Below are 12087 nucleotides of genomic sequence, written 5' to 3'. Positions count from 1 at the left end.
GGGTTGGCGCCATTATAGTTCTCTGATACATGCCATTCCGGAGCCATCTGGACTCCGCCAACCGCACTCGGTTGCTTCCACATCGGATCGCGGAGTAGGTGAAGAGGTGCCCCCGCGGGCGGCAACCTCGATGTAACGTCTGCGGCCATCGCCGCCCACGCGGGTCTCAACTGCGGATCGGTGAGGCAGCACCGAGCACGGGCTGTACAGACTCTCATTCGTGTTTGATCGGTCCCGCTGCGGTCAACGTTGTAGAAGTTGTCGACCTAATCGGTCATGGCGGCGGCCAACTCGATCGCGGCGGCCCATCTGCGGGTGTTGAGCAACTCGACCTGCACCCGTGCCCAGAACGACTTTGTGGCGGCGTTATCGAAAGATGCCCGTGCATGGTTGTCGTCAACGCGCTACTGCACCTTGTACATCCAGATGAGCGTTGTGGTCAGCTCGCCGTCGATGCCCCATTGGTACTTTCGGGCGACGCCCTGACCGTTGTAGTGGCGTACGAAGTCAAGCATTGCGGCCCGGGTGGTCGCACCCGAGTCGATGCCCCTGAGCATCATTGTGGTCAGATCGTAGGCCTCCGTGCTATACGTACCCGGATCCTGGCCGTATTTCTTGGTGTAGGCGTCGGCGAACGGCCCACTGGCCGGAGCGCATGGGCAGCCCATCAGGGCATCTTTCGCCGCTGAGCCGGCCTGCTTGACCAACTCGGGATCCTTGCTGCCATCGCCAACGGCGAAGGTTGCCGTCACCCCCGCATCGCGCAGCTGCTGCAACAGGATCGCGGCCTCAGTGTAGTAGCCGCCGTAGAAGATTGAGTCGGGTGATTCGGCCTTGATCTGGGTGACCGCGGCGGCGAAGTCCTTGTCGCCTTTCTTGACCTGAATGTTGCAGTTGGCGTCCGCGACCGAACCCAGCGTCTGACGGACCGCGTCGGCGATACCAAGCCCGTAATCGCTGCTGTCATCGAGGACGCAGGTCTTCTTCGCTCCCACCGAGTTCTTCAAGTAGTTCGCGATCGCCGGACCCTGCACTCCGTCGTTGGCCAACCCGCGAAAGAAAGTCTTCCAACCGTTTTGTGACAGCGTCACATTAGTTGCACCGGGCGTGGCGGCCACCAAGCCCGCTTGGTCGAAGATCGTTCCGGAAGCCTTGGTCTCACCGGAAAAGGTTGGTCCCACCAGGCCAACAATCGAGGCGTCGTCAACCATCTGCGGTGCAATCTCGCTTGTCTTCTGCGGATCCGATTCGGTGTCGAAAGGCTTGAGAGTTACCTGGCAGCCCGGATTCGCCGCGTTGTGTTGATCGACTGCCAGCTGCGCCCCGAACTTGACGTTGTTGCCCAGCGCCGCATCACTTCCCGTGAGGGCGCTCGCGGTGGCGATGGATAACGGTGGGCATGAGGCCTTGCCATCACCGGCGGGATCCGCAGGCGTCGCGCCAGCCACGGGTGGCACCGCCGCACCATTCTGATCAATCTGAGTGAGGCCGACGATCTTCAGCGGGGTCGGCGTCGTTCGGTTACTTGTGTCTTCTGCGGGCGCCTGCTGACACCCAGCCACACCGATGACGATAAGTGCGGTCGAACTCAGCACGAACGCCTGACAAAGCGCGGGCATACGCACTCTTCCACCTCCAGAGTTGCAAGTCTTCACACCAGACAGGCCCGCCACGATGCAGGGATGTCGATGCTTGGGTCGATCACGAACGGCGCGCTGCACGCCGGTCGGCTTTTGTCGCCGCGCGCAGCCCCAAAATGACTAAACGAGCACCCAGCCTAAAGTGGTTAAACCCGCAGGTAGAACACGAAATACCGTGTCTGCCTACCGCCGACAGTTGATTAGCTACGTGTCTCCCTTTATATGAGGCCGCTAGCGACGGTCAAGCAACAGAGCAGCGCGAGCGCATCAGTGCGGGTATGCAACTCACGGCTATCGTGCTTGACCGCCGCCCGGTTGATCTGGGCAACTCGCGTCAACGCTCCCCTACGCCGGACGATCTGCAAATACTGCACACCCCGTAGCGTGGTCAAGCTCGGCACAACGTTAGGTAGAACCGCCTCGGCCGGTGTGGGTCGGGCCGGCCGGACGACCTTTGGCGATCTGCTTCCCGTACTTTCGTCACGCGTAGCGACGGCTGCCACATTACTGATGGACAATTCGGTGAACGACGCTCGCGGCCAGTCGGTAACGATCACCGCGGCAGGCAACATATATGTCACCGTCGCAGACCGATATAGCATCGGCGGTGCCGGAGTTTGACCTTCTCTGCACCGACATCCCAACCTTCAACGGCGCACGGCCCCACGGCTTCTCGCCGACGTTGATAGACTTTTGGTGTGACCAAAGATGTCCCCAACGCTCCGCGCCTGTCCACCACCCAGGCAGCTGTGGCGGTAGCAGCCAAACTGGCCGAAGAGATCGCCGTCGGCAGCGCCGGACGGGAACGCACTGGCGCGTCGCTGCTGCCCCAGTTGTGGCTGGTGGCTGAATCCGGCCTGCTCGCTATTTCCGTGCCCGCCCAGTATGGCGGCCCCGGGTTACCCGCAGCGACGGTGGTCGAGGTGATTCGTCTGCTAGCGCGCGGTGACAGCGCCGTCGGGCAGTCGTTGACTTCCCATTTTGTTTTTGCACAAGCTATTTCGCGGCTCGGCGACCGTCAGCCAGCACCCCGAATCTACGCTGACATCCTCAGGGGCGCTCGACTCGGCAACGCGACAGCAGAGCGTGGCACTAAGCACGCTCTGCACCGGCGCACCACGGTCATGAAATGCGACGGCGATCGCTGGGTCCTCAACGGGACCAAGTATTACGCGACTGGCGCGCTTGGCGCCTCGTGGATTGCGGTGGCCGCGCGCATCGAGGACTGTGATGGCGAGACCGTTACCGCGTTCGTGCGTCCAGACCAGCGCGGCGTCACCCTTGACCTCAACACGTGGTCGGCGTTCGGCCAACGCGGTACAGCCAGCGGTCAAGTCCGCCTCGAGGGCGTGGTCGTCGACGACGAGCTGGTGGTCCAGGAGGGCGCTGCACCGGATCCAAGGACTGGACCACCGACCGTCCTCGGCGCCTTCGACCAGGCTCTGCACGCCGCGATCGACATTGGAATCGCCCGCGCCGCACTCGAAGACGGCGCCGAATTCGTGCGGACATCATCGCGTCCGTGGCTGGAGGCCGGTGTTGATCGCGCCGACCAAGAGCCACACATCGTGCGGCGCTTCGGTGAGCTCACCGCGAAACTGTATGCGCTGGAGGCGCTTTTGGCCCGGGGCTCGGCCCTGGTAGACGACGCCCTCGCCGAGCCGGAACTGTCCCGAGACGGCGCTGCGCAGGCCACGCTAACGATCGCCGCGGCTAAGGCCCTGGCGCAAGAGTTCGCCGTCGAGATCGCCAGCGGCATCTTCGAACTCACAGGCACCGCGGGCACGGACGGCGCGGTGAATCTTGACCGCCACTGGCGCAACGTACGCACTCACTCATTGCACGACCCCGCTCGGTGGAAGTACGTCCACCTCGGCCATCACACCCTTCACGGCACCCGACCGCCACGGATTGGCCTGGTGTACTGACGGTCCTGCCGAGCACGGCTGCCCCGCACTGGACATGCTCAGATGTCGTCCAGGTGTAGTGCCATATCCCCAGCCTTTACAGGCGCCATTGTGTCGAGCACCACCGCTATGTCGAGAAAGTACAGAGGATCAGCACGCATCACAACGCCAGCACGATGTTCTCGACGCTAGTTCAGCTGCCTCGGCGCCGATTATGCAAGTTGGTCGACACCAACGGCCTGCGCGTCGGCGAGATCTTGCCGCATCACTTCGCTATCCATACCCGTCGCCTCAGGAGCTTCTTCGGCTTCAACCTAAGGCCAGCAGGTGACCACGTCCACCGAGGCAGCCGGCACCATTTCAACGGCGGTGTTGCTCACACCGAACGCACTCACCATGCCACAGCTGCGCGTCAGACCATCGTCGTCGATGCGACCGGCACCGAAAGCTCAAGGCCACTTATGTACTCCCCCGCCAATGTGACCGCTGCGGTCCGGATGTGTGTTGCATTCGGACGTTGCCCGCTGGTGAACCGGGCTTAGCTTGAACTAAGCACCCAGTCAGCCGTTCGGGTATCACTTACTAGCTATAGTCCAGACAGGAGACTTCGCTATGTCTGTCGACGATATCGCCGTGACGACGTCTGATCGAGAGCCTTCCAACAGGTCCCGGCTGAATACTTAACGGTGGGCGCGTCATCGTCGGTGACGGAAAGACGGTCTACGACGATGCCATCATCGTGGTCTGCAACGGCTGCATCTGCGACGTCGCCACCAATCACAAGTTCGCGCCAGCCGAGGGTGATCGGGTGGTTGATGTTTCGACCAAAACGATCATGCCCGCCATCGTCAATCCGCACGGCCACCTTGGCTACTTCCGTGGCAAAACGCCCATTGCCCAGAACTTGTCCCGCGCAGGCGTTCTCGATCACCTACGACGCCTGCTGTACGCCGGAGTATCGGCGTTTCAGTCGCTTGGTACCGATCGTGACGATCTCGAGCTTGCGATTCGCGACGATCAGCGCGGCGGCAGACTATCGGTCGAAGGCCCATTGCCGGCCTTGTTCAGTGCTGGAACCGGCATCGTGGCGCCGACACCCGAGGCACCCAATGGCGGCCCGTTCTACGCGACCGCATCTGACCACGAAGCATGGAGCGCCGAGGACGCCCGTGCTCACGTCCGACGCCCTTCGGCCAAGCGCGTCGACATCGTCAAGTGTGGATCGACGACCGCCATGGCGCCAAGGTGAAGCTCGCACCTGAGATATGCACGGCGATCATCGACGAAGCGCACCGAGTCGGCCTGCCCGTCGCCGCGCACATCTACACCACCGATGACGCGAAGAACGCGGTACGAGCCGGCGCGGACATCCTGGCGCACCTTCCGCGCACCGGCGCCGATCCTGAGCTCACCGACATGATGGTGAAAGACGACGTAATCGCCTTCACTTCGCTGAGTATCCAGCGGCCCGACGGAACGGCATGGCTCGACGACCCGCTCGCAGAAGAGCTGGTCAGCGAAGACACCAGAGCACACCTACGCGAGCGCATCAAAGAAAGCGCTCCCGCACCAATGTTCGACTCAATCCACGCCTACGAGCAAATCACCGAAGCGCTGCGGCAGTTGTTCGATGCCGGCGTCCACGTCGTATTCTCGGCCGACACCAGTCTGTTGACCCAGATACCGGGTCTTGCCGAGCACCGCGAGCTCGCGGCGATGGCCGACGCGGGAATTAGCATCAACGACGTTATCGCTACAGCCCCCAGCAAGTCGGCCGCACTGCTTGACCGGGATTCGGGGATGTCTGCGCCTGGCCGCCGAGCCGACCTGCTGGTTCTCAACAGCAACCCCCTCGACGACATGGGCAACACCCGCCGTATTCACTCAATCTACCTAGACGGCGAGCTGGTGGACCGCCATGCTCTGCATGACCGATTCTTGGAGTTCTGACCAATGAAGACCCGCGCGGTCACCGCCCTGCGCCGAGCCTTCGACCAGGATCTGCAATCAGGACGCCCAATCTTCAGTCCGGGAGCGTACGACGCCCTCAGCGCCTGTTTGGTGGCGCAAGCAGGATTCGACGCCGTTTACATTGGCAGCTTCGCGACGGCTGCGTCGGTATACGGCCTGCCCGACGTGGGACTGCTCACACTCATCCGCTGTCTGGTGCCATCGAAACGCCGAGAGTCAACGAAAGTCGTTTAAGCAGAACCTTTCCACGGGCTGCGGGTGATTAGCGACCCAGCCGGTTCCCGGCCGGCGGTGGCGGTCTGGACGGTCTAGATGGACTCTCGATTTTTGGTCGGGGCTCCCTCACCGTGGGCCCGACGATGAGGCACCTCGCCATCAAAACGCCCGACGCTAGCATGCCCGCCGACACCCCGCCACCGGTCTACACGGATAACGCCCGCAGGACGCGGACCGGTCGGTCTCGCCGCCGACCTATCCCACAGCATGGCGCCGCTACCGCCCACATTCCCGAGTGGGTAGCGTTGCAACGCAACACGTCCCGGCTTCGACGGGCGGACAGGCCCGAAGTGGATCGCGGGTATTGGTGCATCTGCCGACGACGGCAGGGTTGTCATGGATATGGTCATGAGTTCGCGAGATGTCGCTTGATGCACGATGATTGGATAGATTCTATGGCAGCGCACGTTAGTTGATTACGTGGCACCTCGCCGCAGCCCCTAGACCTGTCTGACGAGACCGAATGGGCACCAACCAGGCGACCGCATGTGTCGACTGCCTGTGCTTCACACCGATACCGCCCCACGGAAGGCAACAATGCCAACAACTGAGCTCGGCGCCACCCAAGGTGGTCTGAAACTTCGTCGCAGTTTGAATGTGTGGGAGGCAATCGGGCTTTCGGTTGCGGTCATGGCGCCCGCGATGGCGGCCAATATCAATCCACAGGGAACGGCCAGCGTCGTCGGCCGCGCCGTCCCGCTTTCATTCGCGCTCGCCACGGTAGGAGCGCTTCTGATCGCCTACTCCTTCATCCGCCTGTCCCAGCGCTTCCAGCACGCTGGATCGGTCTACGGCTTTGTCGGCGCAATACTTGGCTCTCGTGCAGGGATCTTCAGCGGCTGGATTCTCGCCGTGGCCTATGTGTTATTCGACGTCTACACCGCGATCGCCGCTGGACGTTTCATCACCGATGAAATGACCACATCCGGACTCTGGCCCGGCATACCGGACTACATGGGTTTCGTTTTCGCCGGCATCGCGCTGCTGGTCGTACTGTACTTCGCCACGCGCACCATCCAAGGTGGCACCCGGCTTCTACTCGTCGTCGAAGGGCTGACCGTTATGCTTATCGTCGTCGTCACCGGCGTCGTCCTCGGCAAGCTCCTGACACACGCCGCTCCCGGCGGACAAACATTCGATCCCACCGTCTTCACTCCGGCGCCGGGCACCGGCCTGTCGAGTGTGTTCCTGGGAGTTGTGTTTGGCTTCCTGTCTTTCGGGGGTTTTGAAGCCGCCGCAACCCTCGGCGAAGAGACAATCCATCCCCGCCGTGACGTCCCGCGCGCCGTAATCGGCACAGTTCTGTTCGGTGGTGTTTTCTTCGTCGTCGTCACTGCCGTCGAGGTCATGGGCTTCGGCACCAGCCAGGACGGGATTGCTGCCTTCGTCGCATCACCGTCGTTGTTGGGTGACCTCGGGACGTCGTACGTAGGGAGTTGGATCGGCCACCTCATCACCATCGGCGCGGCCGTCAGCGCAATCTCCTGCGCGACGGCGTGCGCGGTGAGCGCGTCTCGACTCGTATATGCGTTCTCACGCGATGGCGCTGGAGCCGCACCGCTCAACGCGCTGTCACAGACCCACCAAGTCCCTGCTCGTGCCGTCTGGGCTGTCCTGACCGCAGCCGTGTCCTTCGGCGTACTCGGTTGGATCATCTCTCGGGGAGCGCCGTTTTCGGTCAGTGTCGTCGTCGGAACCGCTGCCACCCTGATGTTACTGGTCGTTTACCTAATGGCGACCGCTAGCACAATCAAACTGCTGTTCTTCAGTGGAAGCCGCGCCGTCAGCAAGTGGGAGATCATCATCCCGGCAGCCGGATTGCTGGTCCTGGGGTACACGATCTGGCGCAACCTGTACCCCTTCCCGGTGGGCAGCGCGTGGTGGGGACCAGGGTTGTTTATTGCGGCATTGGCGGGTGTCCTGGTGACAGTGGTCATCCGGGCCGACGTCGCGAAGAACGTCAGCGCCAAGCTGATCGAAAACGACGGTCTCGAAGACGGTTCCGTAATCACCAGCTGATAAGGCTAAGTAATCGGCTGGCCATAAGCCAGGGCACCGCCCGGTGTGCTGCGGTGTCCACACCACCGCACCACGGACCCACTCGATGAGCTGATCGGGCAGCGTCCCAGTCTGCTAAGCGATGAGCTTCTTCCATTGCAGCCAACGCATGGCTAATCGTCAACATGCCACCGATCTCGAACCAGAACCAGGACCACGCTGCAGTGTGACGCGCCGGGCGAGAACCGCTGACCATTTGTCGTAGCCGGAACCTTCGCAGCCGCGTCCCTGAACCGGCTTACAAGCCGATCAGAGTAATTGTCAATACCCTATGGATCGGGTTCTTCAAGCGACCTCCGCTCCGGTTGATTCGGCCGGTTCGGGCGGGTTCGCCGCTGGCGTGATGTCGGTGGGGCATTCGAGCAGTTTGCCTTTGTGGATGAGGGCGCCAGCTCGGACGAGTGCGACCAAGTGTGGGACGTCGACGGCCCGCCAGCGGGCTTGTGCTGCATCGATCAGCTTGTAGGCCATGGCAATCCCCGCTGCGTGCGATCCCGGCCCTTGGTGACTGTCGTGCGCAGCCGTACGGTGGAACGTTGGCTCGATCGGGCTGGCGGTGCGCAGATGGATCCAGTGCTCGGCCGGGTACTTGTAGAACTGCAGGAGCACATCGCCATCATCGACGATCTTGGCGACTGCCTTGGGATACTAGGCGCCGTAATCGACCTCGAACGCTTTAATCGCGACCTGGGCCTTGTCGATGTCCTCGGCATTGTCGATGTCCTTGATCGCAGCCAAAGCACCGGGATGCGCTGAATTCGTCAGCGCCAGAACTATTGGCCTGCTGGTGAAACCACCCCCACGCAGCGCCTTAGCCGCCCGGAACACTTCCCGCACAGCCTTCCAAAACCCTAGGGCGCCGTCCCCGACGGCTGAGGCGCCGCATGGCGGGAATCATCATGGCGGGCAACCGATCTGCTGGCATGGTCGACATTGATCGACTTCACCGACCCCCCCGACCTAGCCACCTGCGAGATCGACACGTTCCGCTACCGGGTCCTGCACGTCGCCCGCATCACGCGAGGCGCCCACCGAACCCGCTTACGGATCGACGCCGCCTGGCGGTGGGGCCTCGGCGGTCCACCCCGCGGCCTGACCACTGATGGTTCGTCAGGCCGCTGTCTTGGCTGAGTGCTTCCCGCCGGCGGCTGGCTTCGTGCCGACGCCAGTCTTCTTCCCGGCGGCCGGCTTCGTGTGGGTGCCGGTCCTCTTGCCGGCGGCGGTCTTCCTACCTGTGTCGGCGTCCTTCTTGTCGTGGACGGGCGTACCCGATGGCCTCGTCTTATCGGGCGTGGTCGGCACCTCGGACTTGGGCGTCTTCTCTGGCTTGGACGTTGCGTCCTTCACAACCTCGGTCAACGGGTCGACGGAGTCCTTCTTCTGTTGCACTGCGTCCGTCTTTACCTCGGCGGTGTCCTCGTCCTTCACCGCCGTCAGCTTCGTCGTCGAGTTCTCGGCCTCCACGGCCTTCTCCGTCGGCGTTGTCATCTTCGCGGCTGCCAGTGTCGTCACCGGTGCTGTGGTCGTCGGCAGGCTGATGACTGAGGTGATGGCGCCGAGGTCACCGATGAGGGCCTGGATTCCTTGGATCGTCGCTGTCTGGAGGTGCATGCCCACCGCTGGCCAGTCCTGGATGGGATTGAAGGGCAGTATTGACAGAAACTGCGTCTTGCCGGGATCGCGGCTCCAGTCATACCCAAGGTCGGCCAAGACCTTGTACACCGGCGAGACGAGGTCGACCACGGGCTTCACCGCCGGCCGCAGAGGGGCGGGCACCGCGGACGTGATCAGGTCCATGATCGGCAGGCTCTTGGCTGGGATCATGTAGTACTTGTTGCCGAAGGAGTCGACGCGGCAGTTGGCCCCTGGGCAGGACGTCGCGAGTATCGCCGCCAATTCCGGCTCGGTATATCCGTAGGCGATCGGATCCATTGGTCCGTTGCCGTTAGGTGTCAAGTAATTTCCATGGACGGTTTCTGCCGCGGCAACTGCATTCACGACTGAGAACGGGTTCCCCCAGTACTTCGGGGCGTACATCACCGGGTCGTACTCGAAGCCGATGCTGGTCATCGGAATGCCGGTGTCGACAGGCGTCGCCGGGCCGAACGTAATGTTGAGCAAGGGGATCGTCGGGAGAAAGCCGAGTCGCGTGAAAAAGCCGCCGTCGGGGTTAAACGCGTTGCCGATCAAAACGACCGACTTCACTTTGTCCAGCAACGGGTCGCCCTGCAGCTTGCGCAGGGTGTCGGAGACGACGGCACCACCCTGGGAGTATCCGAAAAGGATCGCGCCGTCCGGGTCGGTCAAGTTCTGCAGTGCCGAGTATGTATTCTCGACGCCCGTTCCCACCGAAGCGTCCCACGTGTCACACGAATATCCGGGGCACCAATTGCCGATGAACCCGAGCGGGAAGAACGACGCGGGGTAGTCGATGCCGTCGAGATGGCAGCCGTTGGTAGATGTGCACGACGGGTTGAACGGGGCAATGTAGCGATCGGTGGCGTGCTGTCGATACAGATCGACGATATTTGCGTCGGGCGTACCCGTGCCCGGCACGATCAACGCCGTCGCGGCCAGGCTGACGGCCGCGGTCAATGCAGTTACTGCGCTGAGCAAGAGGGATCCGAAGATTCCGAGAAGAAAAAGGAAGGTAATTCGTGTCGACGTACCCATGCGCGCGGTCGCCCAACCCATATCGCCTCCAGAGTGAAACTTCGAATGAAAAAGGACTCCATCGGATCTCAACGGCTACTGCACGAAATTCATTCAGACCGCCGGACGAACACTACGCAACAAGGCCCGCGCTCACCTAAGTTCTCACTCCGGTCTGCTTTCAACCACGAAGGGGACAAACGCCTGACGTGTTGGATGAGCAGAAGCGCGCGCAACGCGGCGGCTGCGCCGGTAAGCCCAAAGACCACATATTCCAATGGCTTACGCCAACGCAGCTATCCGAAGTTCCGCGAACGTCGACGATCTGTAATGACGCTTCTAGCGGCGATTTTGCTGGTGCCGCGACCGACTTCCGTGGCTTGGGGAGATTATTGTCAAGATCCGTGGATGGGGTTGTTTCAGGCGAACTCCGCTTCGGTGGATTCGCTCGGTTGGGTAGGCGTGATGTCGACGGGGCGTTCGAGCAGTTTGCCTTTGTGGAACACCGCGCCGGCGCGGACCAGGGCGACCAGGTGTGGGCCGTTGACTGCCCGCCAACGGGCTTGCGCGGCGTCGATCAGCTTGTAGACCATGGCAATCCCCGCAGCAGGGGATCATCCGGGGCCTTGGTGACCTTGGTCCGCAACCGCACGGTGGCAAACGTCGACTCGATCGGATTGGTCGTCCGCAGATGGATCCAGTGCTCGGCCGGATACTTGTAAAACTCCAGCAGCACATCAGCGTCGTCGACGATCTTGGCGACCGCTACCGTGGCGTTCAGATTGGCGCTGACGATGTCGGGCATGATCGAGGCGTCGGCGACCCGGAGCAAGGGATCACTTGTGCCTCCGGTTTGTGGCCGGAGCCAACGTGTCTGCCATGCGGGCACGATTTCGGCTATGGCTGCCGGATGACAGCCGCTTTGGTATTCATCAGCTCGCGGGTCGACGTGCCCTCGGGCCGTATTGGCTCTCGGTTCCGGCTAAGTCGACGCACACCGTGGTTGCAAAAGCCGCCCGTTAGAGGCTTCCGGCTTTTTCGGGGCGGATTATTAGGTCCGCTGCGCGTTCTGCAATCGCGTAAACCGTGGCAGCAGTGTTGTTCGATGGGATCGAGGGCATCACGGAGGCGTCCACAATTCGAAGACCCGCGATGCCATGCACGCGTAGCCGGCCGTCGACGACGGACGCTCTAGTACTCCCTAGCGCACAAGTCCCGACCGGGTGGAAGTGGGAGGCAACGGACTTGCGCACATATCGGCGCAGCGAATCGCCATCGGCGACATCAGGACCGGGCAGCAGTTCCTCGCCCAGCCACGCATCGAGCGTTGGAGCCGTGCCAATCTCGCGAGCGATCCGCAATCCGGCGACTAGGGTGCACACGTCACGGTCATCGTCCAAGTAGTTTGGGTCGATTCGTGGAGGGTAGAACACGGAGGGTCCCGACAGCCGCACTTCCCCGCGACTAAAAGGCTGCAATAGGGCCACTCCGAGCACATAGCGGTCAGGTTCACCGAAGTTGCAACCGTCGGTGAAATCGACGCCGAAGATTTGCAGATCGGGGACTGGCACCGATGCCTCACT

8 protein-coding genes and 3 pseudogenes are annotated in these 12087 nt (G+C 62.1%); 5 read left to right on the top strand and 6 right to left on the bottom strand.

Translation table 11 applies throughout. From position 1 onward, the window contains the following. Positions 1 to 404: 404 nt before the first annotated feature. Positions 405 to 1619: a branched-chain amino acid ABC transporter substrate-binding protein gene (locus ACVWWN_RS18960; RefSeq protein ID WP_457145228.1), complete on the bottom strand. Its 1215-nt coding sequence runs from the start codon at positions 1617 to 1619 to the stop codon at positions 405 to 407. Positions 1620 to 2338: 719 nt separating this feature from the next. Between ACVWWN_RS18960 and ACVWWN_RS18955 the strand changes: the two genes are divergently transcribed. Next, on the top strand, positions 2339 to 3568 hold the full coding sequence (locus tag ACVWWN_RS18955) for an acyl-CoA dehydrogenase family protein (RefSeq protein WP_457145227.1): 1230 nt from the start codon (positions 2339 to 2341) through the stop codon (positions 3566 to 3568). A 589-nt stretch (positions 3569 to 4157) separates the two neighbouring features. Here ACVWWN_RS18955 and ACVWWN_RS18950 read toward each other — a convergent pair. Further along, complete coding sequence (locus ACVWWN_RS18950) at positions 4158 to 4478, bottom strand: hypothetical protein (protein WP_457145226.1); 321 nt, start codon at positions 4476 to 4478, stop codon at positions 4158 to 4160. A gap of 284 nt (positions 4479 to 4762) precedes the next feature. On the opposite strand from ACVWWN_RS18950, the gene ACVWWN_RS18945 reads away from it, so the two are divergent. The 3 genes from ACVWWN_RS18945 (at position 4763) to ACVWWN_RS18935 (ending at position 7813) form a co-directional block, all read left to right on the top strand. Continuing rightward, positions 4763 to 5497, top strand: coding sequence for an amidohydrolase family protein (locus ACVWWN_RS18945; RefSeq protein WP_457145225.1), 735 nt, complete (start codon positions 4763 to 4765; stop codon positions 5495 to 5497). 3 nt (positions 5498 to 5500) lie between these two features. After that, positions 5501 to 5752 (top strand): isocitrate lyase/phosphoenolpyruvate mutase family protein, encoded by a 252-nt coding sequence (locus ACVWWN_RS18940; protein WP_457145224.1) that lies wholly within the window; start codon positions 5501 to 5503, stop codon positions 5750 to 5752. A 528-nt stretch (positions 5753 to 6280) separates the two neighbouring features. Then, a complete protein-coding gene (locus ACVWWN_RS18935; protein WP_457145223.1) occupies positions 6281 to 7813 on the top strand; it encodes an APC family permease in 1533 nt (510 codons plus the stop codon). Positions 7814 to 8137: 324 nt separating this feature from the next. Here the strand turns inward: ACVWWN_RS18935 and ACVWWN_RS18930 are convergent. Continuing rightward, positions 8138 to 8725, bottom strand: a pseudogene (locus tag ACVWWN_RS18930) (transposase); the annotation flags it as partial. Positions 8726 to 8731: 6 nt separating this feature from the next. On the opposite strand from ACVWWN_RS18930, the pseudogene ACVWWN_RS18925 reads away from it, so the two are divergent. After that, positions 8732 to 8983, top strand: a pseudogene (locus ACVWWN_RS18925) (hypothetical protein); the annotation flags it as partial. On the opposite strand, the gene ACVWWN_RS18920 reads toward ACVWWN_RS18925, so the two are convergent. From ACVWWN_RS18920 to ACVWWN_RS18910, 3 genes and pseudogenes are all read right to left on the bottom strand, one after another. Continuing rightward, a complete protein-coding gene (locus tag ACVWWN_RS18920; protein ID WP_457145222.1) occupies positions 8963 to 10525 on the bottom strand; it encodes a PE-PPE domain-containing protein in 1563 nt (520 codons plus the stop codon). The pseudogene ACVWWN_RS18925 and the gene ACVWWN_RS18920 overlap by 21 nt on opposite strands. Positions 10526 to 10923: 398 nt before the next feature. Further along, a pseudogene (locus ACVWWN_RS18915) lies at positions 10924 to 11270 on the bottom strand (transposase); the annotation flags it as partial. A gap of 253 nt (positions 11271 to 11523) precedes the next feature. Beyond that, on the bottom strand, positions 11524 to 12075 hold the full coding sequence (locus tag ACVWWN_RS18910) for a GMC oxidoreductase (RefSeq protein WP_457149186.1): 552 nt from the start codon (positions 12073 to 12075) through the stop codon (positions 11524 to 11526). Positions 12076 to 12087 lie beyond the last annotated feature (12 nt).

The sequence above is a fragment of the Mycobacterium sp. URHB0021 genome (genome assembly GCF_054057895.1).
The sequence above is the reverse complement of the archived record's forward strand: the minus strand, read 5'-3'. Positions and strand labels throughout refer to the sequence as shown.

Coding starts and splice junctions, on each gene's coding strand:
- ACVWWN_RS18920 (WP_457145222.1), bottom strand. CDS start 10,525: ATGGGTACGTCGACACGAATTACCTTCCTTTTTCTTCTCGGAATCTTC.
- ACVWWN_RS18935 (WP_457145223.1), top strand. CDS start 6,281: ATGTGTCGACTGCCTGTGCTTCACACCGATACCGCCCCACGGAAGGCA.
- ACVWWN_RS18960 (WP_457145228.1), bottom strand. CDS start 1,619: ATGCCCGCGCTTTGTCAGGCGTTCGTGCTGAGTTCGACCGCACTTATC.
- ACVWWN_RS18940 (WP_457145224.1), top strand. CDS start 5,501: ATGAAGACCCGCGCGGTCACCGCCCTGCGCCGAGCCTTCGACCAGGAT.